This is a genomic window from Acetobacter garciniae, from assembly GCF_017377735.1.
GTDB classification, from domain to species: Bacteria; Pseudomonadota; Alphaproteobacteria; order Acetobacterales; family Acetobacteraceae; genus Acetobacter; species Acetobacter garciniae.
Genome location: NZ_JAFVMH010000002.1, coordinates 790,378 through 814,335 on the forward strand (window position 1 = coordinate 790,378; position 23,958 = coordinate 814,335).

The following is a 23,958-nucleotide window of genomic DNA, read 5'->3' on the forward strand; positions in this document are numbered from 1 at the left end:
CCCACGCAATAAGGAATGAATGGAGTCGTGGGACATCCCGCACTGTTTTTTATCATATAGACAGACATGTAAATGCCGTAATGTGTTTTCAATGCCCCCGGACGCTCTCTAGCGACGATGGGCCGAAAAATCATCCAGCAGGGCCTCCACCAGCCGGGCGATGGCATCGGCCAGCCGCCCGAATCCCGCATGCGGGGCGTGTGTGGCCTCATCCATATACAGGCTGCGGCGGATTTCGATCTGCAAGGCATGCTGGGGCGTGCGCCCGTCATGCGGTCGGCCGTAATGCTGGGTGATGTAGCCGCCCGCATAGGGCGTATTGCGCGCGGTACTATACCCCAGCCCCTGCACGATCCGTTCCGCCGTTTCCACGAACGTGTTGGCGCAGGCCGCGCCATGCCGATCACCCAGCACGAAATCGGCCGTTTCGTTATCGGGCATGTCGGGCATGGAATGCAGGTCCAGCAATAGGCACAGCCCGTATCGGCGGCGGGTCTGGTCCAGCAGGTCGGCCAGGGTGGTGTGGTAGGGCATCCAGTAATTGCGGATACGCAAGGCGGCCTCGGAAAAGGGCAGGCGCGCGCGGTAAATGGGGCGCTGGTTGCCCGTCATGCGCGGGATGGAACCCAGGCCCGCCAGCCCGCGTTCGGTCGGGCGCACGAAAGAGGGAATGGTGCCGTGGAACATGCGTGTATCCAGGTCCCAGGCGGCGCGGTTGGGGTCGCAGAACACACGCGGAAAAGTTGCCTGCACCAGCGTCGGCCCCAGCGCGTTGGCGGGTTGGGCCAGAAGGTCGATATAGCTGTCCTCTCCACTGCGCAGCACGGCCAGAGGCTGGCGCGACGCCTGGACGAAACGCTCGGGGTAGAAGCGCCCCGAATGGGGTGATGCCAGGACAATGGGCGTCTGGACCGTGCCGGAGACCATGACCGGTGGCGGTGCGGCCTGGCGTTGGGCCATGTCCACCACGGCCCCTTCCACTCCGGGCAGGGTGGGGGGGAAGGTGGCGAGTGCGCTGGGCAGAAGGGCGTGCATAAAATTTTTCATCTCCCGCCATTTTGGAGGCTTGCGCGCACAACGCAAGAAGGATAAAAGGCCACCACACATCGGGAATGGGCGCATAGCTCAGCGGTAGAGCACTACCTTGACATGGTAGGGGTCACAGGTTCAATCCCTGTTGCGCCCACCATTCCCGGATCGCAGAATTCTGCGGTTTTTGCCATGTCATTCCACCAAAGCAAAAAGCCTCTCAGTGGCAATTATCGGCATTAACCGGCACGTAACAGCAATGCGTGTCGTGCTAAATCTGTGCCAGATATTTCACTATTGTTCCCGTTTCTGGCAAATCTTGCCGTTGTCTGCCTTGAGTTTGATACGCATCTGGCATCCTTTTGGCGTAACGAGCTACGATTCTCATCACTGACCAGACAAGGGCCGGCAATTGGAGCTATGGCGGCGCAGGGAAGGTCACATCGCAAATCAGCCCTTAGGGGGCAGCTCCTCGCGTCTCACTGATCCGGGCGTCGGTCGCCATGGGCGTGGCCCATGGCCTGAAGTTCGATGGTCGGGGCAGGTATTCTGCTGCTGCATGTATGAGCGTTGTTTTTGGTGCGCTCGCATCCCGGGAATTGTAGTCGATAATGCTGCGCGCGCCCATACTGTTGCGGGCCAGTAGAAAAAATCGGTTCAGGTCGTGGTGGCGTCCTTCTGGGTGCGTGCGATAAATAACCGCATAAGCGGCATTCCAGCGTTACATGAGCGCATCATTTTCTTCATAGTCCTGATATGCTGGCACTCCGTGCATTTCCTGGGGCAAAGCGCCCGGCATCTACGGGGCGGATCGCACCGTTCTTCGATGGCCTGATGCCAATAGAATTTGGCATAAATCCTGAATCTAGATTAATTATGTGATCGTACGCATCAAAACCCGAAACATGCAGGTGGTTAAGGAATCGCGATCGTGTTGTGAGTTTGAATATAAAACACATAACCCATGCAGCCAGGGCGCCCAAGATGACATCAAAGCTAAAGCTATTTATTCTATATTTTTTATTTTCTGCGATTGCCGGGCTGTCATGCTTCGTGTTTGGCAATCACATGTATATCGATTCCGATGAGGCCAATTACGCCCTGGCAGTGCAGGATATGGCGCAGGGGAACTTTTTTTTAAAGAAATGGATATTCTCGCCGGATAATTTTTGGGTCATTGATTTGATGGGGATGCATGTCCTTACCACTCTATTAGGAAGCACACCCGTTATACCTCATGTTATGGCGGCTTTGTGGTGGGGCGGTGTTACGTTTCTCTGCTTGATATTGTGCAACATGTCCTGCAAAGAGCCGTCTTGGAAGCGTTGCCTTCCCGTTATAGTGTTCATAGCGCTGATGCCACTTTACGATCATGGGCCGGAAAACTTCATAACCTACATACCTTATCATGTCGGTACGGTATTTTACGGATTGTGTATTTTCGTGGCCATACAGGCCCTTCTTGACGGAAGAAATAACATCCTTCCTCTCTTGATGGTGTTTTTGTGTGCCACACTGATATCGACATCTGATTTCTTTGGTGTCGTGACAGCGATAATTCCAGCATTTGCGGCATTGATTTTCAATATGAAATCAGACCGGGTCCGACGGTCTGTCTCTCAAATAACCGTGGCGCTCCTATGCGGATTTATTATGTCGAAAATCCTCCACGGTCTTGTTGCCAGGAATGGGGGATTTCATGCACTGGACATTCACCCAAGATTTGTCGCGTTTGATGCCCTGCCGACCCGTATAATATACACGATCCAGTCTGTGCTTGATTTCTTCGGCGTGGATTTTTTTGGAAAACGGCTGGGAAGTTCATTGATTTGTATGCTGCGGGCGATTCCTTTTGTGGGAATGGTTTATGGTGTCTTTCTATTGGTAAGGAAAGTCACGCCAAGCACATTCAATAGATATGATTATTTGTCTCAGGCGTTTTTCATCGGGTTTTGTATAGATTTCCTGGCGGCCTTCCTGTCGGATTTTTACTTGGAAAAAGAAGATATCATCAGATATTTTCTGCCGTCATTCCTGTATTTCGTATTATTTTTTGCCAGAACATGTCGCATAACGCCCGCCATGTTTTATGTGCCCATATTGGTAACACTGGTCATTTATCCCTTTGCATGGAGGAACATGTCCCGCCAGAAAGCTGACCCTTTTCATGTCGGTCATCAGCTTAATGCAAGCCCTCTCATTCACGTTCTTAACGATAACAACCTGCACAGAGGGTACGCCGGATATTGGGAAGGCTCCCTGGTCACCTATCAGAGTGGGGGAAAGATTGTATCCCGAGCGATATATGATGAACATGCTTCCGATCGTCAGAAGAAATGTAATCTCTATCCCTACCAATGGCTATCCAGACTGGATTGGTATGCCAAACAGAATATCGCAGATGAAAAATATTTATTCTTTATAACGCACAACTCTGTTCCGAATGATAATAAAGAGATGCTCCGTAGGCGGGATGTGTTCAATACGTTCGGAACTCCGGTTAAGTCTTTGAGTGTCGGTGACAATACCAATATAGATATCTATGAAGAAAGCACTGTTGAGGCCTGCTCAAGCCTGTTCATAACATATCTGTTCGACAGGGACGACCCGCCCCGGGCGATCGGTCAGCGATAATCTGGTCGGTGGGTTGGTTCCCGCTTTTTCGGGCTATTCCAAAAAAGCTTCCGCCCTGTGCCGGGTCGTCCGATGCACTTTGCCTTGCCAGGTGTCGTTTTCGCGACCGGTTGCGGGGCAAAGTGCTGGCATGTTGCTGATGGATGGAAGAGCTGGTCCAGGCATTACGCAATCGCTGTGCCTTTTATGGACCGCCTTGGCCTGCTCTTTTCGAACCAAAAAGAGCAGGCATGACAGTGTACGTTTTAGCGCAAGGCGGCACGGAGCGGTCTAGTTTTCAGGCGAGGTTTCGGCGTGGGGCGGTGTGGTTTTCGGGTAAGTTCCCGTTCCGCTCTTGTATTTGCCGGGCTGGGTCGTATGGGACGGTGCCAGGGGCGCTTTTGTCGTCTCGCTCGAATCCGCGGGCTTGTTGTTGGGCGGCGGCTGGGTGCCGGGCTGTTCGTCAACGGTGCGGGGGTTGTTCCACAACTTGTCTGACGGTTCCACGCGCTTGCCGCTTTTATCCTGCGCGGCGGGCGGCGATTTGCCGACCTGCGATGCAGCGGAATTGGCCGTAGGGGCCGTATTGCTGCCAGCCTGCGCCAGGGCAAGTGCCGGTGTTGCGACAAGTGCCGTTCCCAGAAGGAGAGAATGGAATTTGAATGACATGATCTTCCTCTCTGTATCGTGTCATGAAAGCCTCCTCACAGAACGGGCGGGTTTTCCGAGGGTTCCCTTTTTCTTTTGCGGCCTTGCAGGCATGCCCTTGCAGGCGCGTGTTTTGCCTTCCAGTTTTGCTGCTCAACCGCCCGTTTTGGGGGCATGGTTTTCCAGCCAGGTCCGCACGACGTGCAGGTCGCGCACGATGGCCAGGGCTTTGGCGCGTACATCCTGCGTGGGTTCCAGCAGGTCGGGCACGACAATCACGCGAATACCTGCCGCATGGGCCGCCATGGCACCCGAATGGGAATCTTCCAGCGCCAGGCAATAAGGCGGTTCCACGCCAATGGTTCGGGCGGCTTTCAGGTAAGGTTCGGGGTTGGGTTTGCCACGGCTGACATCGTCGCGGGTGATAATGGCGTCAAAGCGTGTGTCCAGGCCTACAAGGCGCAGATGGTGCTCGGCCCGGTACCGGCTGGATGATGTGGCAATGGCGCGCGGCAGGCCCAGCCGGTCCAGCAGGTCGAGCAGGGGCAGCACGCCGTCCTTCAGCGCCAGCCGTCCGGTATCGACATAGCCGCGCAGGCGCACTTCCTGCTGTTCGAAAAAGCGTTCGAGCGGAAAATCCGCCCCATAGGTGTCGCGCACCAGCTTGCGGCATCCATCGGCCGGAACGCCGATCATGCGGCGGCAGAATGCCATGGGCACATCATGCCCCATGTCGCGCCCGGCATCGACCAGGGCTTCCATGGCCAGTGTTTCGCTGTCCAGCAGCAGCCCGTCCATGTCGAATACAACGCCGTGGACCGGTGGTGCGTCCTTTTGCGCCAGAAGGGCCAGTTCGGGGGAAAATACGGTCTGATCGGTCATGCTTCTTTGTGTCCTGTTTCCTGTCCTGGGTTTAGGCGGCCAACCTGCGCAAAAATGCGGGAACATTATCCTGCGAAAGCTGGTGCAGCATGCTTGCGACAGCGTGAACCTGCCTGTCATGGTCGGGCAGTTTGGGCCCGAACACGTCCTGCATGGCCAGGAAGGCGCTGGCCTGTGCGTGGTGGTCGCCCCGCGTGGCGGCGCAGGCGCGTTGCAGGGTTTCAAGGCGCGGGTCTGTCAGCGTCATGCCGGCCCCCTGTTCATGCAGGGCGCAGCAGCGGATCCATGCGGCGATCAGTAGTGTAGCCCCCGGCGCGGGCCGCCCTGCCAGCAGGTTGGCGCGCATGGGGGCCATGACCCGATCCGTCATCTTGACCGAACCGTTGCGGCCGATCCGCGCGGCTTCATGCACGATGGAGGGGTTGCGAAAACGCTCCATCAGGCTTTGCGTATAAGTATCCAGCTCATCGGGGGACAGCGCGACCCCGGCGGATTGTTCGTCGCGTATGAAGCGGGTTGTCAGCCGTGCCAGTGCCGGGTCGTTCATGGCGGCGGCCACGGTGTCCAGCCCGGCCAGTGCGCCCACATAGCCCAGCAGCATGTGGCTGCCATTGAGCATTTGCAGCTTGGCGCGCTCGAACACGCTTACATCCGATACGAAACGCGTGCCCGCATGGGCTTCCCACATGGGGCGGGGGCCGTCGAACGGGCCGATGATCCACTGGAACCACGGTTCGGCCGAAACCGGAACCTTGTCTTCCAGCCCGCCGAGCAGGTGCTTTGCGTCCGCCCTGTCCTGCGCTGTGGTGGTGGGGGCAATACGGTCGACCATGGTATTGGGAAACTGCACGTTGCGTTCTATCCATTCCGCAAGCGCATCCTGCCCCTGCAATGCCGCGAAATCGAGCACGGTCTGGCGCAGGGTGGCGCCGTTTTCGGTCACGTTGTCGCAACTCAGGATAACCGGTGGCGCCCCGCCCCGTTCGCGCACACGCGCAAGGCCCGCGGTCAGGATGCCGACAGCCGTGCGCGGTCGCGTGGCTGCCAGATCGGCGCGGATGGCGTCGGCCTGCGGGTTCAGCCTGCCTGCGGGTGTCAGGTGGTAGCCGCTGGCGGTCACGGTCAGCGTGACGATACGGGTCTGGGGCATGGCCATTCGTTCGGGCAGGCCCAGCGCGTCATCCCCCGCAAAGATGCTTTCATGAATGGAGCCGATGACCGAGGCGGACGACCCCTGGGGTTTTCGCGTCAGCAGGGTGTAAAGGTTATCCTGTGCCCGCAGGTGACGGGCCAGGCCCGGGCGGCGCATTGTCGCGGCCGTAATGCCCCATTTCAGTCCTGTCTCGCCTTCGGCGTTGATAGCGGCCTGCGTTGCCACGGCCTGATGCGCGCGGTGAAAGTTACCGCACCCAAGATGGACAATTCCTGTGCTCAGCATCGCCGGATCGAAAGCCGGGCGACGGACAGGATCAGGCAGGCAGGATAGGGCGGCATGGTTAAGGAACATGGCGCGATATCTCCTGTAAGTTATTGCACGATGAAGCTGCGTTCTCCGTCAGTAAATATTCATACATCGAAACTATATATACATAAACTTATCGAATAAGTAAACCGGAAATGACTCATTCTATCATTCAATAGGATGTCTTTGATATCATGTATGTTTTTGAAAGAATCACGATTGTTTTCTTTTTCGAAAAATTTCCCCAAATATTTTCGGAATACTTGATGTATCGGCGCGGGACGATGCGGGGCCCTTCCGCCGCGGGCCGGCACCGCAGGACCATAAAAACGCGACCTTGGGGGGACTTGCGCGTTATGGCGAAGGGAACGCCGTATTTTCGCCACCTGATATGGGCTATGTTCGGTGTGTTCAATGGTTGGCACTGGCCAGCTATATTTGATGGAGGTCTCGCGTGAGAACGAGAGCAATTGCATTGGCCATGGTTGCGTGCCTCGGTGCGGCACCTTTGACAGCCGCCCTGGCGGACGATCGCGGGGGGCCGGGAGGCCGCGGGGGGCCAGGCGGCCCCGGCGGGCATGGTGGCCCCGGCTATGGCGGCCCCGGTCGTGGCGGTTACAGGGGTGGTCCCGGCTACGGTGGCCCGGGCTGGAGAGGTGGCCCACCCATGCGGTGGCAGCGCGGCCAGCGTTACTGGGGCGGCGATCCGTGGATTGACAACTGGCGCGCCTATCCCGGCCTGTATGCGCCGCCTTATGGCTACAGGTGGGTGCGCTCGGGCGATCAGTTCCTGCTGACGGCCGTGGCGACCGGCATGATCTCGGCCATTATTGCCGGATCCATGCGCTAGGCTGGCCTGCCCTGCGGCACGAAGAACGGGTGGCCCGAAAGGGCTGCCCGTTTTTTTTATACCCGTTTTTATACCCGCTGGCCTGCATGCCCCAATCTGTTCGTTTCGGGTCTGGTGGTTTATACAGTCGCCACAAGCAAGGAAGGGGACGAGGGAATGGACGTCAGAGCAGCGGTAGCGTTTGAGGCAGGGAAGCCGTTGGAGATTGAGACGGTGCAGCTTGAAGGCCCGCGTGGGAGCGAGGTTCTTGTTGAGATCAAGGCGACGGGCCTTTGCCACACGGACAAGTATACGCTCTCGGGCGCGGACCCTGAGGGGCTGTTTCCTGCCATTCTGGGGCATGAAGGGGCGGGTGTGGTTGTCGAGGTGGGGCCGGATGTGCGGCACCTCAAGCCCGGCGATCATGTGATTCCGCTGTATACGCCCGAGTGCCGGGAGTGCAAATCGTGCCTGTCGCGCAAGACGAACCTGTGCACGGCCATCCGTGCCACGCAGGGCAAGGGGCTGATGCCCGACGGCACGTCGCGCTTTTCGTTCAAGGGCCAGCCGATCCACCATTACATGGGCTGTTCGACCTTTGCGAACTACACGGTGCTGCCCGAAATTGCGCTGGCCAAGATCCGGCCCGACGCGCCGTTCGACAAGGTGTGCTACATCGGCTGCGGCGTGACGACGGGGATCGGTGCGGTGCTGTTCACCGCGAAGGTCGAACCTGGTTCGACGGTGGTGGTGTTCGGCCTTGGCGGGATCGGCCTGAACGTGATCCAGGGTGCCAGGATGGTTGGGGCCGACAAGATCATCGGCGTGGACATCAACCCCGGGCGTGAGGCGATGGCGCGGCAGTTCGGGATGACGGATTTCGTGAACCCGCGCGACCTTGGCCCGAACGGGGATATCGTGGGCCATCTTGTGGAACTGACCGGAGGTGGCGCGGACTACACGTTCGAATGCGTGGGCAACCCGACGCTGATGCGCCAGGCGCTGGAATGCGCGCATCGCGGCTGGGGTGTCTCGACGATCATCGGTGTTGCCTCTGCGGGGCAGGAGATCAGCACGCGTCCGTTCCAGCTGGTGACGGGTCGGCGCTGGATCGGCTCTGCCTTCGGTGGGGCGCGGGGCCGGACGGATGTTCCCAAGATTGTGGACTGGTATATGGAGAACCGGATCAACATCGATGACCTGATCACGCACACGCTGCCGCTGGAGCGGATCAATGAAGGGTTCGACATGATGGCGCGCGGGGAGAGCATTCGCACCGTCGTCGAATACTGACCCCACCACCCCGGCCCCCCGGCACAGGGGGCCGGGTGCGTGAAGCCCGGCCCGGTCCCGCCCGTCCCTACAGCAGGGCGAGCACCGTATCCGCCGGGCGGCAGGCCTTTACCCCCTTGGGGGTGACGACCACAGGACGGTTCAGCAGGGCAGGGTGGGCGGCGATGGCGTCCAGGATCTGCGTATCCGTCACGTCGGGCTTGTCCAGCCCCAGCTCGGCGCAGAGCTTTTCTTTCGTGCGCAGCAGGTCGCGCGCCCCCAACGGATCTTTGCGCGCCAGTTCCGCCAGCGTATCCCTGCTCGGGGGTGTTTTCAGATACAGGATAATATTCGGTTCGATACCGGCGTTGCGTACAAGTTCCAGCACCGAGCGGGACGTGCCGCAGGCGGGATTATGGTAGACTGTAACACTCATGCGTATACCCTTTGTAAAATGACAGCAGTGTTACATTTTGCCTCCTTCTGTCAAAAGTCCGCGCCGCAACCCGCCTTGGGGAGGCGCGTTACCCGGGGCCTGTTCGGCAATGGCGCGGGCCGGACCGAAGGGGCGCGCAGGCCGCAATGAAAGCAGGGGCGCATGGGCAGGTTTTTTAACATGCGGCTGAAATGGCCCGCAGGCCTGCGCAAGGACATGCTGGCGGGTTTTTCCCTTGCCTCCATGAACATCGCGCAGGTCATGGGCTATGCGCGCATCGCCGGAATGCCTGCGATCAGCGGGCTTTATACCGTTCTGCTGCCGCTGGTGGCCTTTGCGATATTCGGGTCTTCGCGCCATCTGGTGGTGGCGGCGGATTCCGCTACGGCGGCTATTTTTTCCTCCGGCCTGGCAGGCATGGCCCCGGCGGGCAGTGCGCCCTACATGGCGCTGGTCAGTGTCGTGGCCTTGCTGAATGCGTGCTTCCTGCTGGTGGCGCGGTTGTGCCGGCTGGGTTTCCTGGCCGATTTTCTTTCCCGCACGGTGCTGGTGGGCTTTCTGGCCGGGGTGGGCGTGCAGGTCAGTATCAGCATGGTGTTCGACATGCTGGGTCTTGTTTCCAATTCGCGTAATGGCGCGCTGCAACTGTTCGAACTCGGCCATCTCTGGCCCCATGCCCATGGGCTGACACTGGTGCTGTCTGTCGCGGCCTGCGTGGTGCTGCTGGCGGGGCAGAAGCTGCTGCCGCACTGGCCGGTGGCCCTGCTGGTGGCGGCAACGGGCATTGCCCTTGGCTGGGGCTATGCGCTGCCCGCCCATGGCGTTGCGGTTCTGGGGCCGGTGCAGGGGGGGCTGCCATCCCTGCGGGTGCCGCTTGTGGGCTGGGACACGCTTTTGGCACTCCTGCCCGTTTCGGCTTCGTGCGTGTTCGTCATTATCGCCCAAAGTGCCGCGACATCGCGCGCCTATGCCTATCGTTTTGGGGAAAGCGTTGATGAGAACAAGGATATTCTGGGCCTGAGTGCCGCCAACGCCGCAGCGGGGCTGAGCGGCACCTTCACCGTCAATGGCAGCCCCACCCAGACCGCCATGGCGGTGCAGTCAGGGGCCACAAGCCAGCGCGCGCAGCTTGTCTTTGCGGCGATCACCCTGTGCGTGCTGCTGTTCCTGACCGGGCCCTTGCAATACCTGCCGCGCTGTATCCTGGCCTCCGTCGTGTTCTGCGTGGCTGTGGGCATGGTGGATGTGGCGGGCCTCATGCGCATCCGGCGCGAAAGCCCCGGGGAATGCACGCTGGCCCTGGTCACGGCGGCAACGGTGGTCAGTATCGGGGTGGAGCAGGGCATTTTCATTGCCATTGCGCTGTCCCTGTTCCGGCATGTGCGCCACAGCTACAAGCCGCATACCCTGGTGCTGCGGCCCGATGCCGCCACAGGTGCGATGGAGGCCGAACCCGTGCGCGCGGGCATGCAGACAGAACCGGGGCTGGTGATCTACCGTTTCTGCGCCGATCTGTTCTATGCCAACTGCACGCTTTTTGCGGAAGATATCACCCTGCTTGTCAATTCGGCCCCGCAGCCGGTGCATTGCCTGGTGGTGGATTGCAGCGCCATTACCGATATCGACTATTCCGCCGCCGCCGTCGTGCGCGATGTGCTGGCCCGGTTGCAGGCGCGACAGGTGCATGTCTTTTTCGGGCGGGTGGCACCTTATGCGCTGGCGGATATGGAACGCCACCGCATTGCCCTGGTCCTGGGGCGGCAGAATATCTATGCGCAACTGCATGTAGCCATCGCCGCCGCCCGCGCCGCTTATGCGCAAAGACCGCCCACGGCGTAAGGGGCCCCATATTCGCATCCTGACCCGTCGGGGCTTGACGGGCGATCCGCAACGCCGAAGGCGCCGCCTCGCGAAAACGGATAAAGGTTTTTGGTGAAGCTTTTTTCAAAAAGCTTCAGAGACTGCCACCTTTAAAAAAAGGCTCATGTGTCCCGCCCTGTCAGATATGGCGCAGCCCTTGCCAGATCATGTAGAGGGCCACGGCAAAAATCACCCCCGCGAACAGGGTTGTCAGCCGCCCCCGGCTCCCGGCCATGGCGCGGGCGGTGCGGGTGCCGCCAATGCTGCCTGCGGCCCCGCCGGCTACGAACAGGGCGGCCAGTTCCCAGTCCACATAGCCCGAGGCCATATAGCTGAGCGCCGTGCTGAACCCGAAGGCCGAGACCGCGACCAGTGACGTGCCCACGGCGTTGAGTATGGGCATGCCGGTCGAAGCCATAAGCCCCGGCACGATCAGGAACCCCCCGCCAATGCCGAAAAAGCCCGAGAGCATGCCCGTTCCGAACCCGTAGCGCATGACCCGGGCCGCGTTATGGCGGTTCAGATCGGCGCCGGGGGTGCCAGCACTGTTGCGGCCACGCAGCATCAGGATGCCCACCCCGATCATGAGGACTGCGAACAGCAGCAAAAGGCGCTTGCCATCCACCGCCTTGCCCAGGCTTGCCCCTATGAACGCCCCCAGCACGCCGCAGGGCGCGAAAACCCCCGCACAGCGCCATTTGACCGTATGCGTGCTGGCGTGCTGGGCCAGGCCGAACAGGGCGTTGATCGCCACGGCCAGCGCGCTGGTGCCAATGGCCATATGGGGGTTGGAGACACCCACCACGTAAACCATGAGCGGCACCGCCAGGATGGACCCGCCCCCGCCGATCAGCCCCAGCGTGAAACCGACAAGTGCCCCCGAGAACAGTTCAAGGCCGATATGAAGCAGGGAAGGGGCAGACAGGACCAAGGGGGAACCACGCGGATAAGGACGAAGCAGGCGGGAGCGAAAAAGGCAGGACAGGATCAGAGCGTATTGATGGGGATCTTGATATAGCTGACGCCGTTTTCCTCCGCCTCGGGCAGGTGGCCCGCGCGCATGTTGACCTGCACCGAAGGCATGATGAGGTTGGGCAGCGACAGCCCGGCATCCCGCTTGGTGCGCATGTCCACGAACGCATCTTCGCTGATACCGTCATGGACATGGACATTGGCCGCGCGTTCGGCGCCGATCGTGGTCTCCCACGCATAGCTGTCCCGGCCGGGGGCCTTGTAGTCATGGCACAGGAACAGCCGTGTCGCGGGCGGCAGGCTGAGCAGGCGGCGGATGGAGCGGTAGAGCATGCGGGCACTGCCGCCGGGAAAATCCGCCCGGGCGGTGCCGTAATCGGGCATGAACAGCGTATCGCCTATAAAGGCGGCATCCCCGATGACAAAGGCCATGTCGGCGGGGGTATGGCCGGGCACGTGCAGGGCCGTGGCCCTGAGCGTGCCCAGGCTGAACTGTTCGCCGTCGGTAAACAGGTGGTCGAACTGCGAACCGTCGCGTGTGAAATGCGTGCCCGCATTGAAAATGGTGCCGAAGGTCTGCTGCACCTGCACGATATCGGCACCAATGCCGATCTGCCCGCCAAGCTGGCTTTTCAGCCACGGTGCCGCGGACAGGTGATCGGCATGGGCGTGGGTTTCAAGCTGCCAGATGACATCGAGCCTGTTCTCGCGCACATAATCCACGATCTTCTGCGCGGATGCATAGGACGTGCGGCCCGATGCGGGGTCGTAATCCATGACGCTGTCGATAATGGCGGCGGCACGGGTTGCGGGGTCATGCACGACATGCGTTGCGGTGAAGGTTTTCTCGTCAAAGAAACTGTGCACGCAGGGGCGGCCTGCCGGATTGTCCAACATGTCCAGGACCTGGCGTGTGGCGGCGGCGATGGCAGGATCCGGCATGCGGACCTCCTATAATTTATCACTTTCAGTAAGCATGTATATTTATTTTCATTAAATGTGAAACTGTCTTGTGTCAAGACTTCGTCCTCGCGTAAAGAAACTTCATGACTGATCACGTGCCCGACCCATGTTCCGCCATGCCGGTGCCCGCATCCCTCAAGATCGGAGATGCCGCACCCGATTTCGTGGCCCGCACCACGCGCGGCCCACTGACGCTCAGCGCCCTGCGCGGGCAATGGGTGCTGCTGTTTTCGCACCCGGCGGATTTTACCCCCGTCTGCACCAGCGAATTCATAGCTTTCGCCAAGGCCGCCCCCGCCTTTGCGGCCATGGGCTGCGCGCTGGTCGGGCTTTCGGTCGACAGCCTGCCCGCCCATCTGGCCTGGGTGGATGCCATTCGCCAGCGCTTTGGCGTGACCATTCCCTTCCCCATTGTCGAAGACCCGTCCCTGGCCATCGCGCGGGCCTATGGCATGCTGGACATGACGGCGCGCGGCAGTGCCACGGTCAGGGCCGCCTATGTCATCGATCCGCAAGGGCTGATCCAGGCCATTGTCTGGTACCCCATGACCGTCGGCCGGTCGGTGGCCGAACTGCTGCGCCTGCTGGGAGCTTTGCAGCGGGTCGAGAAGGGGGATGCGCTCGCCCCCGAAGGCTGGCAGCCCGGCGCCCCCGTGGCCGTGCCCGCCTGCCAGATGCAGGACGCGGTGACGGCGGCCGGCCCCGACTGGTTCATGACCCTGCAACCGGACGCAGCGGAATGAGCGATCTGAGTGTGGAGGACGCCCGCCAGATCGTCGAGCGCATGAAGCTGTTTGCCCAGCCGCAGCGCCTGCTTATCCTGGACGCGCTGCTCAGCCATGGTCCGCTTTCCGTGGGGGAGCTTGAAAGCCGCACGGGTATTGGCCAGCCAACGCTCAGCCAGCAGCTTGGCACGCTCCGCCGGGCCGATATCGTCATGCCCCGGCGGGATTCGCGCACCATCTACTACAGCCTTGCCAGCCCGGATGACGCCTTGCGCGCCCGCGCGCTGATCGGCCTGTTGCACGGTGGCCAGTCCGCACGGGCTGCCTTGCAGGCCCTGGCGCAGCACGATACGGACGACGATAAGCCCCCCCGCCCGGCCGCGGCGCAGAATGGTGCCCCAGGCCCGACAGCACAGCCCCCCACGCCCTTCCCCTATGCGGAAGGGGGAGCGCAGTTCGCCCTTGTTCCCGCCCTTATGCGGCGGCGGGGCTGAACGGTTCGTGGCATGACACTCCAGCAGCCGCATGGGGGCGCAGGCGGTGATGTGTGCCGTTGCAAATGGGCGCAGGCTAACGCGCAGTTGCGCGCCTATCACGATACGGAATGGGGCCAGCCGGTCAGGGACAGCCGCCAGTTGTGGGAAATGCTGGTGCTCGAGACCTTTCAGGCCGGCCTGTCCTGGAACACGGTCCTGCAAAAGCGCGAGAATTTCAAAAAGGCTTTCGCAGGGTTTATTCCGCAGAAAGTCGCGTTGTTGACGCCGGAGGATGAAGCCCGTCTGGCGCAGGACGGGGGGATCATCCGTTCGAAAAGCAAGATTGCCGCCACCATTGCCAATGCCAGGGCCTGGCTTGCCATGCACGAAGCGGGCGAGGATTTTGCCGATTTCGCCTGGGGCATGGTGCCCGGCGCGCCCATCAGGAACCGCAGCGGGCAGGTGCTGAGCCAGTCCGCCCAGTCCCGGGCCTTGTCCGCTGCGCTCAAGCAACGGGGTTTTCGCTTTGTCGGCCCGGTTATCGTGTATGCATGGATGCAGGCCGTGGGCATGGTGGACGACCACGAGCCCACCTGTTTTCGCTATCAGCCGTAACAGTTGCACAAGAACTCTGTTTTTCAGAAATTGCCGACGGGGCCCGATGTTTGTGCAGGTCCCTTCAGGGGCAGAGCAGAAGGCTGGCGCGCTGGCGGCACACGGGCGGGGCGCGCGGTGCGAAAGATCGGGGCCACCTCTGGCACGCCGGGCGGTGCTGTCATAAGCTGGGCATGACAGGAGCATGCGGCCCCGCTGCCGAAATCGTGCGGGCCGGGAGGGGATATGACACAGAACGTTATTCAGCAGCGCGTTACCCTGGCCCGGCAGGGGGCGCATCCGCAGGTGATCGGCCGCATGCCCTCGGGCTGGCTGTTCATGGCCGACACGCAGCCGGTGGCTGGGTACTGCATTTTAATGGCCGATCCCATCGTGCCCAGCATCAACGATCTGGGCGGGCAGGACAGGGCGGCCTATCTGGCGGATGTCGTGCGGGTGGGCGATGCCCTGCTGGAGGCAACGCAGGCAGCGCGCATCAATTACGAGACATGGTGCAACCAGGAACCCTCCCTGCACACGCATATCGTGCCCCGTTACAGCACGGAGGCCGATGCCCAGCGTATCAGGCCCCTCTGCGTCGCCTATGACGTGGCCCAAGCCCGCCCGTTCGATACGGCGGTGGATGGCCCGCTCATGCAGGCATTGCGCACCATTCTGGGAATTGCCCCGGCCTTGCCGGCCCATGCAGGGCAGGAGATCTGATCGTGGCTGCTGTTCTGTACGGAATCAAATCCTGCGACACCATGCGCAAGGCGCGCCAGTGGCTGGACAGCCACGGCATTGCCTATACCTTCCATGACTACAAGACCCAGGGCGTGCCCCCCGCACAGCTCAAGGACTGGGTGGCCGATGTGGGGTGGGAAAAACTGCTCAACCGCGCGGGCACGACCTTTCGCGGCCTGGCGGAGGCAGACAGGCAGGGGCTGGACCAGACGCGCGCCATGGCCCTGATGCTCGCCCATCCCTCCCTGATCAAACGGCCCGTTCTGGTGCGTGAAGGCAAGGTGACATTGGGCTTCAAGCCCGAAATTTATGCGGCCCTGTTCGGCGTGCAATAAGCGCGAAACAGGTGGGAACACAGGTGCTGCATGAGCAGCCAGATGGTCCGTGCCAGTCTACAGGGCAGGCTTAATCCCTGCCCGCTGCGCCGGGGGTGAGTTCGGGGGCAGCAAGCGTGATGAACGCCTCTGCCAGCTTGCTTCCATCGGTGGCAAGCCAGATACGGGTCAGGGGCAGCGGCGGCATGTTGTATTTTGCCGGAATTCTGACCAGTTCCTGATCCGCAAGCGATTTTGGCAGGGCGGCCACCGCAAGATCGGCACGCAGGGCTGCGATCTGGCCCGCCGACGTGTCGGAGGAATACGCGACACGATAGGGGTGCCCTGCCGCCTGTAGCGCTTTCAGCGCCGCATCGCGCCACGCACAGCCGATTTCCGCAATGGCCAGGGGAAGGGGATCGCGCTCGACGGCGTGGCCGGATGCGCGCATCAGCCATATGAGCGGTTCGGAAAATAGTTCCCGCGCATGGGCGAAAGGCTTGTCCGTTTCGTTGAACAGGGCCAGGCCGATCTCGCCTTGCGCGAACATGCGCTGGACGGCGGCACTGGTATCCAGCCGCACATCCACGACAATGCCGGGGTGAATCTCTGCCAGCCGCCGGAGCATGCCGGGCACCAGCGACGTGCCCAGATCGGGCGGGGCCGCCAGCCGCAGGCGCCCCTTCAGCGGTGAAGTCCGGAATACCGCCATGGCCTCATCGTTGATGTCGATGAGACGCCTTGCAAAGGCAAGCAGAACCTCTCCATGTTCCGTCAGGCTGATACGACGCGCATCGCGCAGCAGGAGTTGCGTTGCAAGCAGTTCCTCCAGCTTGCCGACCTGAAGGCTGACAGCCGAAGGGGAGCGGTGAACGCGCGTGGCAGCCCGCCTGAACGATCCCATATCGCAGATTGCAACGAACGACCGAAGCGCATCCAGATTGAAGGTCCGGTTGGTTCGCAGAAGGTCGTCGTATGAACCTGGTGTTGAGTTTTCCTGATCCATAAGTCGTGATCGTATCGTTTTTATGAACGCATGGCCACAGCTAATCTGGCGGGGAAAATCAGCAAGGAGTGTTTCATGGCCTTTTCCTTCCCTCCTGTTTTACGGGGCCTTGTTTATGCCGCCATAGCCATCGGCGTCTGGTCGGGATCGCTGGTCATGCTGCGGTTCGGGGTGACGACAGGCCTGAATGCCTATGACCTGACTGCGCTCCGGTTCGGGACGGCGGCGCTCATCCTCGCACCTGTCGTCATCCGGCGCGGCTTTGCCTTCGGCCAGCTTGGGCCAGCCGGTGTGCTGGGCATGGTGCTGGGTTTCGGTGCGCCGTATGTCCTGCTGATCTCGCTCGCCCTTGAAACCGCTTCGGCATCCGCTGCGGGTTCGCTCAATCCCGGCGTGATGGCGATTGTCTCGTTGATCCTGGGCGCTGTCGTTTTCGGTGACCGGATCGGCCCGTTGGCCGTCGCAGGGGCTGCACTGGTTCTTGCCGGTGCCTGCCTTTTTGCGGGGCTGGCAGAAAAGCTTGCCATTGGCCACCTGATCCTGATCGGCACCGGTATCATGTGGGCGGCCTATGCGGTCGTCGTGCGCCGCTATGGAATTTCTGCCCTGCACGCAACAGCCATTGTCGCGGTCGGTTCGGCGATCGTCTACCTGCCGGTCTACGTCATGGCCCTTCCCAAGCGTATTCCGGGGGCGCCGGCCTTCGATTTGCTGATGCAGGCAGGTTTTCAGGGCGTACTGGTCAGTGTTCTTGCCGTCTTCGCCTTCAATCGCTCGGCCGAACTTCTGGGGCCGATTGCGGGCGCGACATTGCCGGCCCTCGTTCCGTTGGTGACGCTCATGATCGGAGCGCTCACGCTTCATGAACAGGCGGGCGGTGCCGAATATTTTTCAGCGGTTCTGGTGGGGCTGGGTGTTGCGGGGGTGCTTGTGTCCCGCGTCCTGGCGCGCGGCAGGCCGAAAACAGTGCCTGACAGATGCGGCGCGGCCACCCCGTAGGGGGGCTGTCCGTAGCATTGTGGTGCGGAAGTGCGCAGGCCTTCTCGCACCACCATGCGGCAACGCGTGATCGGGGGGCGGTGCTCAGTCCTGTTCGGGGGCCGAGGCGGAGTTGAGCTGGATGTATTTTTCGATGCCGATCTGCTTGATAAGGTCGAACTGGCGGTCAAGGAAGTCTTCGTGTTCTTCCTCGTTGGTCAGGATTTTCAGCAGCAGATCGCGGGAAACGAAATCGCGCACGCTTTCGCAATAGGCAATGCCTTCGCGCAGGTCGGCCAGGGCCTTTTCTTCCAGCTTCAGGTCGCATTCGAGAATTTCGCGCACGTCCTGGCCGATCAGGATGGTGTTCAGCCGCTGCACGTTGGGCAGGCCGCCAAGGTAGAGAATACGCTCGATCAGCCAGTCGGCATGGCGCATTTCTTCAATGGATTCTTCGTATTCCTTCTTGCCCAGCAGGGTCACGCCCCAGTGGCGCAGCGTGCGGGCATGCAGAAAATACTGGTTAATGGCCGTCAGTTCGTTGGTGAGCTGAAGGTTGAGATATTCAATGACTTTGGGGTCTTTGACCATGGCGGGTACTCGCTGTTTTAAAATTTCAGGCTGAGTACTGTGTAATGGCTGCGGCAGGAGCGTGCAAATAAAAAGAAAAGGAAAAACAGAAGATTTACACAGGATCTGCCATGTTTTGCGTGCAGCGCAGAGTGTAGTTACGACGGGTTCTTAACACCGGCAGGTGGTGTTGGGGCTGCAGGGGGTCCGGCGGGCTGGATATATTCCCCACCTATGCGCGTAATATTGCTTTTATCCGTCTCCCCCCTGGTTGTTTCCACCTGGGGTGGGAGCGCGCCCTTCTCATGGGCAAGCTGTTCAAGCAGGATACGCCTGACCTCGGCTATGGTGATGGGGTTGGCCTGGGTGGAATGGTCGGAATGGCGCACCACCAGTTCGGATCGTGCGCCCGCGATATGTGCGCTGCGATAGGTCACGACGCCATCATCCGCCGTGGCAAGCGGGCCATCGCCCAGAACGGGAATGATCGAATGCACACCGATTTCGGGCACCACGGTCGTGCTGGCCAAAGCGCGTATGAAAGCGCTGTGGGGGGACATGCCATACACGCTGCCCATGTGGCTTGGCCGGATATTAAGGGCGGATGCCCCGCCATTGCCCTTTAAAAGCTGTTCCGTCACCTCCGTTACCGCAAGTGGGAAGCTGACCATGCGCCCGATCAACTGGGCAATGGACAAGGCCGCCAGGTAGCTGCCGTGCTGCGGGGTGGCAATGAACACCACACTGCGGATTTCCGGCATGGGGGTGGGGAACAGGGTTTTGCGCAGCATGGTGCGCGCCGAATCCGACAGGTTCAGGCTGTCCAGCGGGCGACGGGTCAGCCCGTTCCACAACCTGTCATGGGGGTCTATGCTCAGCATCTTGGCCAGCAGGCCGCCCTGGCTATGCCCGATCAGCGTAATATGGCCAAGGGCGGGGTCCGCGCGGGTGCCACCCAGCCCGTCCAGCGCCTTGCGCAGGGCTTCGCGCAGTTGCAGCGCCGAATAGGGAATGGGGTTGCCCGTGGCGTAGGAAAAAAGCCAGAACTCAAAATTCCTTTGTATGTCGGGATCTTCGAGCAGGTCGTTGATCATGTCCGCCCAGCGCCCGGGGCTTGAGGCCGTGCCATGCACAAGGACGACGGGCCTGCGTCCGTACCGGTGGGGTTCGATGCTGTAGAGCTGCGGCGTGCGGCCGTTATCGAAAAAGCTCCCGTCCAGAAAACCCTCATATTCGCTCGACCAGTCGGCGGCCTGGTTCAGGCTGAGCGCCTGTGCGGTCGTCTGGTCGTATTGCAAAGGCGGGGTGGCAGGTGTTGCCATGGCCGTATTCGTGCCCGTGGTCTCGCCCATGCCGGGGGGTGCGTCGAGTACGCTGAGAACCAGCGAACCGCTGATATGGTCCGACAGTACCTGCCTGCGCGGATCGGGTATGGCCATGAGCAGGTTGACCGGCACGCGCAATTTGTCCGTCATCCCTATGGCGGGTGGCTGCCCGCTGGCGCGAATGGGCACGGCCGCAAGGGGCTCCCCCAGCCCGGGCTTGCTGTAATTGTTCTTGATACCCGAAGCCACAAGCCGGGCCGTGGGCTGGAAGTCTGTCAGCCTGTAGCCGTGCCAGAGCAGTTGCGTGGGGTCGGCGCGCAGGTCCAGCGTGCCGAAAGGCAGGGTCCAGCGCTGGCTTTGCGGGTCCACGGGGGTTCCCAGCGCTTCCGTCAGGCCCAGCATGTAGATATCGCCCGCCTGGCGGATATGGATGTCATACCGGCTGGGCTGGTCCTGCGGCGGTGCGTCGGGGGCCAGGTAGGCATAGGCGTACAGGGCCGCGGCCAGGAAGGCGGCGCGGTCATGGTGTTTGCGGGCCAGGTGATAGTTCAGTTCCGCCAGGGCAAAAAGCTGGTCGGGCAGATCGGGTGTGTAGAACTGCGCCTGTGTGCTCGCACGCAGGGTGGCAATGGCGTGGGCGGGGTGATCGGCCCAGTCCTGCCACAGGTTCTGGCGTTCCAGCACGATCCGCGTGGTGGTGCTGAAATGGCGCCCGTCCAGCGCGCTTTCGCTGCGCTGCCTGTAAGCCTCGGTCAGGCTCAGATGCTGGACCGAAACGGGGAGCGAGCAGCCCGCCCCCAGCAGGCAGGTCGCAAGTGCCAGGGAGCGGAACACGGGGCGGCTTCGGATATGGCCCGGAGTGTGACCTGCGGTATGGCCCCGGGGGCGGAATACTCGGTGCTGCGCGGTCGCGTTACGCCAGCGCATCAGCGGGCAACCGGCAGTACGCGGTGGCGGATGACCTCGCCAATAATGATCAGGGCCGGGCTGCGCACGTTCCGGCTTGCGGCCAGGTCTGCCAGCGTGGCCAGGCTGCCCACCACCACGCGCTGGTCGGGCATGGTGCCGTGTTCGATCAGGGCGGCGGGCCAGTCCGGCGGCAGGCCGTGTTCCACCAGCCGGGCGCACAGTTCGGGCAGCGCCGACAGCCCCATGTAAATGACAACGGTCTGGTTGTGCAGGGCAATGCTCTGCCAGTCCAGCTCGATGCTGCCATCCGCCTTGGCATGGCCGGTCATGAACAGGCAGGACTGTGCGCAGTCCCGATGCGTGAGCGGAATACCCGCATAAGCCGCGCAGCCATTGGCGGCGGAAACCCCGGGGATGATACGAAAGCCGATCCCCGCTTGCGCCAGGGTTTCGATTTCTTCCCCCCCGCGCCCGAAAATGAACGGGTCGCCCCCCTTCAGGCGCAGCACGCGCTGCCCCGCCATGGCGCGGCGGACCAGTTCGGCGTTTATGTCTGCCTGCGGCAGGGTGTGGCGGCTGCGGCTCTTGCCCACGAAAACGCGCTCGGCGTCGCGGCGGGCATAGTTCAGGATTTCCGGGGCGACCAGGTTGTCGTACAGAATGGCGTCGGCATCCTGCAGCAGGCGCAGGGCCGCAAGCGTCAGCAGGTCGGGGTCTCCCGGCCCGGCACCCACCAGCCAGACCTCGCCACGCGTCGTGTTGTGTTCGAGCAGGCTGTCCAGTTCATGGCGGGCGGCGGCAACCTGGCCCCGCATGCCCAACTGTCCGCCAGCCCCGTCCAAAAACCGTTCCCACAGGCGGCGGCGCTGGCCGGGGTCGGGCATTCTGTCGCGCAGCCAGCCGCGCTGTGCCTGCATGAAATCCGCCAGCCGGTTCAGCCCGGCGGGCAGCGCCTGTTCGATCCGCGCGCGCAGCCGCCGCGCAAGGACCGGGGCCGCCCCCCCTGTGGACACCGCGACCTGCACCCGCCCCCGGGTGATGAGTGCGGGGGTAATGAAGCTGGACACCGCCGGATCATCCACCGCGCAGACGGGAATGTTGTACGCCTGGCAACGTGCGGCCAGCGCCCCGTTCAGGGCTGCGTCATCCGTGGCCAGATAGACCAGCCGGTATTGCGCACCCGGCCAGGCCTCGGCATCCTCTGTCGTGGCGTCATGGGGGGCATGGGTTATGGCCCCTTCTTGCGCGAGGTCGCGCAGTTCGGGGCATAATTGGGCCGAAATGACATGCACCCGCGCACCCGTCGGCAGCAGCAGGCGCACCTTGTTGGCCGCGACCTGCCCACCGCCGACCACAAGGGCCCGCGCCCCTTCCATGCGGAGCATGATGGGAAACCAGTCTGTCCTGTCTGCTGTCGGCTGCATGGCACTGTGCAAGCAGGCTTTGCGGGCGGATGCAAGGGGAAATCCCGCACCATGCGGGCGGACACGGCCCGGCGTGTCAAAGGGCACGCGGAATTGGGTGTTCCCTTTGGCTGACATCTGCGCGTAACATTCCCCCATGGGGCGCTTGCGGTGCGCGTATGGGACGTTCATGGGGGGCGTTCATCGGGCCGTTGCGGGCGGCATGTCGGGCCTTGGGGCCCCGGGGCTGCGGCCGGTCCGCCCCATGGCGCAATGGCGAACAGGGTGTGGGAAATGGCATATCGTCACACGCTAGGGGGGGAAAGCTACTGCTTTGCCACTCTCAAGGATCTGCTGGCGGCGGCCTCCCCCGCCAGATCGGGCGACCAACTGGCGGGGCTTGCCGCACAGTCCGACGCCCAGCGCGTGGCCGCGCGGCATGCGCTGGCCAACCTGCCGCTGGCGGCTTTTCTCCAGGCCGAACTGGTGCCGTATGAACACGATGACGTCACGCGCCTGATTGTCGATACCCATGACAGCATCGCCTTCGCGCCCGTAGCCCATATGACAGTGGGCCAGTTCCGCGACTGGCTGCTTTCCCACACGGCGGACGGCCCGGCCCTTGCGGCGCTCGCCCCCGGCCTGACCCCCGAAATGGTGGCGGCGGTCAGCAAGATCATGCGCAACCAGGACCTGATGGCCGTGGCGCGCAAGATCCGTGTCATTACCCGCTTTCGCAACACCATCGGGCTTGAAGGCTGCCTGGCCTCGCGCTTGCAACCCAACCACCCCACGGACGATCTCAAGGGCATTGCGGCTTCGACCCTGGACGGGTTGCTGTGCGGCATGGGCGATGCGGTGATCGGCATCAACCCCGCCACGGACAGTGTCGCCAACGGGCTGGAACTGCTGGACATGCTCGACCACGCGCGCCAGCAATACGACATTCCCACCCAGACCTGCGTGCTCACCCACGTCACCAACACGATCGAGATCATGAACCGGGGTGGTGCGGTGGACCTGGTCTTTCAGTCCATTGCCGGAACCCAGAAAGCCAATGAAGGCTTTGGCGTCAGCCTGTCCATCCTGCGTGAAGCGCATGAGGCGGCCCTTGCCCTGGGGCGCGGAACATTGGGCCAGAACGTCATGTATTTCGAAACCGGGCAGGGGGCGGCCCTTTCGGCCAACGCCCATCACGGCATGGACCAGCAGACGGTGGAAACACGGGCCTATGCCGTCGCACGCGCCTTCGACCCCCTGCTGGTCAATACGGTGGTCGGCTTTATCGGGCCGGAATACCTGTATGACGGCAAGCAGATCATGCGCGCAGCCCTGGAAGACCATTTCTGCGCCAAGCTGCTGGGCGTGCCCATGGGGTGCGATGTCTGCTACACCAACCATGCCGAAGCGGATCAGGACGACATGGATACGCTCATGGTGCTGCTGGGCGCGGCGGGGGTGACCTTCCTGATCGGCGTGCCCGGGGCCGATGACGTGATGCTGAATTACCAGAGCCTGTCCTTTCACGATATCCTGACCCTGCGCAGCCTGCTTGGCCTGCGCCCCGCCCCGGAATTTGCCGCCTGGCTGGACCGCATGGGCCTGTACGATACAAGCCGCGAACGCATGCGGGCCATCGCCCCGGCCCAGACGCGCCTGGCCGCCATGGCGGGCGTGGCATGACGCACCCCCCGCATTCTCCCGCCCCCCACACCCCGCCCGCCGGGCCGGGCGTGCGCAAGGCCGACATTTCCCAGTCCGGTGACCGGCAGCCTGACAAGGGGGCTGCGGCTGCCGTGCTGGATGCCGATCGGCCCGATGGGAGGCCCGTCGGCCAGGGACCGGGCGAGGGCGGGGCAATCGAAGGTAATCCGGTGGAAGGCAGCGCGGTCGGGGGGACGCCACTCGGGGCTGCTCCACTCGGGGCTGCTCCACTCGGGGTTGCTCC

At 62.0% G+C, this 23,958-nt stretch carries 22 protein-coding genes and 1 tRNA gene; 12 read left to right on the top strand and 11 right to left on the bottom strand.

Annotated features, from left to right (window positions below):
- Positions 1-108 precede the first annotated feature (108 nt).
- Entirely contained in the window at positions 109-1,035 is a 927-nt protein-coding gene (locus J2D77_RS07440; protein WP_230975572.1) for an N-formylglutamate amidohydrolase, read from the bottom strand.
- Positions 1,036-1,114: 79 nt separating this feature from the next.
- Between J2D77_RS07440 and J2D77_RS07445 the strand changes: the two genes are divergently transcribed.
- Positions 1,115-1,189, top strand: a tRNA-Val gene (locus J2D77_RS07445).
- Between the two features lie 824 nt (positions 1,190-2,013).
- Positions 2,014-3,663: a hypothetical protein gene (locus tag J2D77_RS07450; protein ID WP_207845597.1), complete on the top strand. Its 1,650-nt coding sequence runs from the start codon at positions 2,014-2,016 to the stop codon at positions 3,661-3,663.
- Between the two features lie 270 nt (positions 3,664-3,933).
- Here the strand turns inward: J2D77_RS07450 and J2D77_RS07455 are convergent, their stop codons facing one another.
- The 3 genes from J2D77_RS07455 to J2D77_RS07465 form a co-directional block, all read right to left on the bottom strand.
- Positions 3,934-4,311, bottom strand: coding sequence for a hypothetical protein (locus J2D77_RS07455; protein WP_207845598.1), 378 nt, complete (start codon positions 4,309-4,311; stop codon positions 3,934-3,936).
- A gap of 132 nt (positions 4,312-4,443) precedes the next feature.
- Positions 4,444-5,172 (bottom strand): HAD family hydrolase, encoded by a 729-nt coding sequence (locus J2D77_RS07460; protein ID WP_207845599.1) that lies wholly within the window; start codon positions 5,170-5,172, stop codon positions 4,444-4,446.
- Between the two features lie 31 nt (positions 5,173-5,203).
- Positions 5,204-6,679, bottom strand: a complete 1,476-nt coding sequence (locus tag J2D77_RS07465) for a mannitol dehydrogenase family protein (protein ID WP_207845600.1) — start codon at positions 6,677-6,679, stop codon at positions 5,204-5,206.
- A gap of 409 nt (positions 6,680-7,088) precedes the next feature.
- Between J2D77_RS07465 and J2D77_RS17515 the strand changes: the two genes are divergently transcribed.
- Entirely contained in the window at positions 7,089-7,484 is a 396-nt protein-coding gene (locus tag J2D77_RS17515; RefSeq protein ID WP_207845601.1) for an RcnB family protein, read from the top strand.
- Between the two features lie 156 nt (positions 7,485-7,640).
- On the top strand, positions 7,641-8,756 hold the full coding sequence (locus tag J2D77_RS07475; RefSeq protein ID WP_207845602.1) for an S-(hydroxymethyl)glutathione dehydrogenase/class III alcohol dehydrogenase: 1,116 nt from the start codon (positions 7,641-7,643) through the stop codon (positions 8,754-8,756).
- A gap of 67 nt (positions 8,757-8,823) precedes the next feature.
- On the opposite strand, the gene arsC is transcribed toward J2D77_RS07475, so the two are convergent.
- Positions 8,824-9,171: an arsenate reductase (glutaredoxin) gene (gene arsC / locus J2D77_RS07480; RefSeq protein WP_207845603.1), complete on the bottom strand. Its 348-nt coding sequence runs from the start codon at positions 9,169-9,171 to the stop codon at positions 8,824-8,826.
- Positions 9,172-9,333: 162 nt separating this feature from the next.
- Here arsC and J2D77_RS07485 point away from each other — a divergent pair, with 162 nt between their 5' ends.
- Positions 9,334-11,010 (top strand): SulP family inorganic anion transporter, encoded by a 1,677-nt coding sequence (locus tag J2D77_RS07485; protein ID WP_230975573.1) that lies wholly within the window; start codon positions 9,334-9,336, stop codon positions 11,008-11,010.
- A 160-nt stretch (positions 11,011-11,170) separates the two neighbouring features.
- Here the strand turns inward: J2D77_RS07485 and J2D77_RS07490 are convergent, their stop codons facing one another.
- Together J2D77_RS07490 and J2D77_RS07495 are read right to left on the bottom strand one after the other, a co-directional pair.
- Positions 11,171-11,956: a sulfite exporter TauE/SafE family protein gene (locus J2D77_RS07490; protein ID WP_207845729.1), complete on the bottom strand. Its 786-nt coding sequence runs from the start codon at positions 11,954-11,956 to the stop codon at positions 11,171-11,173.
- A 62-nt stretch (positions 11,957-12,018) separates the two neighbouring features.
- Positions 12,019-12,945, bottom strand: coding sequence for an MBL fold metallo-hydrolase (locus J2D77_RS07495; protein ID WP_207845604.1), 927 nt, complete (start codon positions 12,943-12,945; stop codon positions 12,019-12,021).
- A 104-nt stretch (positions 12,946-13,049) separates the two neighbouring features.
- Here J2D77_RS07495 and J2D77_RS07500 point away from each other — a divergent pair, with 104 nt between their 5' ends.
- From J2D77_RS07500 to J2D77_RS07520, 5 genes are all read left to right on the top strand, one after another.
- A complete protein-coding gene (locus J2D77_RS07500; protein ID WP_230975575.1) occupies positions 13,050-13,709 on the top strand; it encodes a peroxiredoxin in 660 nt (219 codons plus the stop codon).
- Positions 13,706-14,185, top strand: coding sequence for an ArsR/SmtB family transcription factor (locus tag J2D77_RS07505; RefSeq protein ID WP_207845605.1), 480 nt, complete (start codon positions 13,706-13,708; stop codon positions 14,183-14,185). The genes J2D77_RS07500 and J2D77_RS07505 overlap by 4 nt, the downstream gene beginning before the upstream one ends.
- A 12-nt stretch (positions 14,186-14,197) precedes the next feature.
- Complete coding sequence (locus J2D77_RS07510) at positions 14,198-14,782, top strand: DNA-3-methyladenine glycosylase I (RefSeq protein WP_207845606.1); 585 nt, start codon at positions 14,198-14,200, stop codon at positions 14,780-14,782.
- Between the two features lie 225 nt (positions 14,783-15,007).
- The gene (locus J2D77_RS07515) at positions 15,008-15,484 is read left to right on the top strand and encodes an HIT family protein (RefSeq protein ID WP_207845607.1); all 477 of its coding nucleotides are present in this window, start codon (positions 15,008-15,010) and stop codon (positions 15,482-15,484) included.
- Positions 15,481-15,840 (top strand): ArsC family reductase, encoded by a 360-nt coding sequence (locus J2D77_RS07520; RefSeq protein WP_269142534.1) that lies wholly within the window; start codon positions 15,481-15,483, stop codon positions 15,838-15,840. The genes J2D77_RS07515 and J2D77_RS07520 overlap by 4 nt, the downstream gene beginning before the upstream one ends.
- Before the next feature lie 70 nt (positions 15,841-15,910).
- On the opposite strand, the gene J2D77_RS07525 is transcribed toward J2D77_RS07520, so the two are convergent.
- Positions 15,911-16,825, bottom strand: coding sequence for a LysR substrate-binding domain-containing protein (locus J2D77_RS07525; RefSeq protein WP_269142521.1), 915 nt, complete (start codon positions 16,823-16,825; stop codon positions 15,911-15,913).
- A gap of 75 nt (positions 16,826-16,900) precedes the next feature.
- Between J2D77_RS07525 and J2D77_RS07530 the strand changes: the two genes are divergently transcribed.
- Positions 16,901-17,824: a DMT family transporter gene (locus tag J2D77_RS07530; protein ID WP_207845610.1), complete on the top strand. Its 924-nt coding sequence runs from the start codon at positions 16,901-16,903 to the stop codon at positions 17,822-17,824.
- Between the two features lie 84 nt (positions 17,825-17,908).
- Here the strand turns inward: J2D77_RS07530 and bfr are convergent, their stop codons facing one another.
- The 3 genes from bfr to cysG form a co-directional block, all read right to left on the bottom strand.
- Positions 17,909-18,394 carry a bacterioferritin gene (bfr, locus tag J2D77_RS07535; RefSeq protein WP_207845611.1) on the bottom strand — a complete coding sequence of 162 codons (486 nt, stop codon included), beginning with the start codon at positions 18,392-18,394 and terminating at the stop codon, positions 17,909-17,911.
- 137 nt (positions 18,395-18,531) lie between these two features.
- The gene (locus J2D77_RS07540; protein WP_331000081.1) at positions 18,532-20,532 is read right to left on the bottom strand and encodes an esterase/lipase family protein; all 2,001 of its coding nucleotides are present in this window, start codon (positions 20,530-20,532) and stop codon (positions 18,532-18,534) included.
- Between the two features lie 92 nt (positions 20,533-20,624).
- Entirely contained in the window at positions 20,625-22,031 is a 1,407-nt protein-coding gene (gene cysG / locus J2D77_RS07545; RefSeq protein ID WP_207845732.1) for a siroheme synthase CysG, read from the bottom strand.
- Positions 22,032-22,304: 273 nt separating this feature from the next.
- Between cysG and J2D77_RS07550 the strand changes: the two genes are divergently transcribed.
- Positions 22,305-23,693 carry an ethanolamine ammonia-lyase subunit EutB gene (locus tag J2D77_RS07550; protein WP_207845612.1) on the top strand — a complete coding sequence of 463 codons (1,389 nt, stop codon included), beginning with the start codon at positions 22,305-22,307 and terminating at the stop codon, positions 23,691-23,693.
- Positions 23,694-23,958 lie beyond the last annotated feature (265 nt).

Bases quoted from the DNA above. Each gene is read 5' to 3' on its own strand.
- J2D77_RS07440 (WP_230975572.1), bottom strand. From the start codon at position 1,035: ATGCACGCCCTTCTGCCCAGCGCACTCGCCACCTTCCCCCCCACCCTG.
- J2D77_RS07450 (WP_207845597.1), top strand. From the start codon at position 2,014: ATGACATCAAAGCTAAAGCTATTTATTCTATATTTTTTATTTTCTGCG.
- J2D77_RS07455 (WP_207845598.1), bottom strand. From the start codon at position 4,311: ATGTCATTCAAATTCCATTCTCTCCTTCTGGGAACGGCACTTGTCGCA.
- J2D77_RS07460 (WP_207845599.1), bottom strand. From the start codon at position 5,172: ATGACCGATCAGACCGTATTTTCCCCCGAACTGGCCCTTCTGGCGCAA.
- J2D77_RS07465 (WP_207845600.1), bottom strand. From the start codon at position 6,679: ATGTTCCTTAACCATGCCGCCCTATCCTGCCTGCCTGATCCTGTCCGT.
- J2D77_RS07475 (WP_207845602.1), top strand. From the start codon at position 7,641: ATGGACGTCAGAGCAGCGGTAGCGTTTGAGGCAGGGAAGCCGTTGGAG.
- arsC (WP_207845603.1), bottom strand. From the start codon at position 9,171: ATGAGTGTTACAGTCTACCATAATCCCGCCTGCGGCACGTCCCGCTCG.
- J2D77_RS07485 (WP_230975573.1), top strand. From the start codon at position 9,334: ATGGGCAGGTTTTTTAACATGCGGCTGAAATGGCCCGCAGGCCTGCGC.
- J2D77_RS07495 (WP_207845604.1), bottom strand. From the start codon at position 12,945: ATGCCGGATCCTGCCATCGCCGCCGCCACACGCCAGGTCCTGGACATG.
- J2D77_RS07500 (WP_230975575.1), top strand. From the start codon at position 13,050: ATGACTGATCACGTGCCCGACCCATGTTCCGCCATGCCGGTGCCCGCA.
- J2D77_RS07505 (WP_207845605.1), top strand. From the start codon at position 13,706: ATGAGCGATCTGAGTGTGGAGGACGCCCGCCAGATCGTCGAGCGCATG.
- J2D77_RS07510 (WP_207845606.1), top strand. From the start codon at position 14,198: ATGACACTCCAGCAGCCGCATGGGGGCGCAGGCGGTGATGTGTGCCGT.
- J2D77_RS07515 (WP_207845607.1), top strand. From the start codon at position 15,008: ATGACACAGAACGTTATTCAGCAGCGCGTTACCCTGGCCCGGCAGGGG.
- J2D77_RS07525 (WP_269142521.1), bottom strand. From the start codon at position 16,825: ATGGATCAGGAAAACTCAACACCAGGTTCATACGACGACCTTCTGCGA.
- J2D77_RS07530 (WP_207845610.1), top strand. From the start codon at position 16,901: ATGGCCTTTTCCTTCCCTCCTGTTTTACGGGGCCTTGTTTATGCCGCC.
- bfr (WP_207845611.1), bottom strand. From the start codon at position 18,394: ATGGTCAAAGACCCCAAAGTCATTGAATATCTCAACCTTCAGCTCACC.
- cysG (WP_207845732.1), bottom strand. From the start codon at position 22,031: ATGCAGCCGACAGCAGACAGGACAGACTGGTTTCCCATCATGCTCCGC.
- J2D77_RS07550 (WP_207845612.1), top strand. From the start codon at position 22,305: ATGGCATATCGTCACACGCTAGGGGGGGAAAGCTACTGCTTTGCCACT.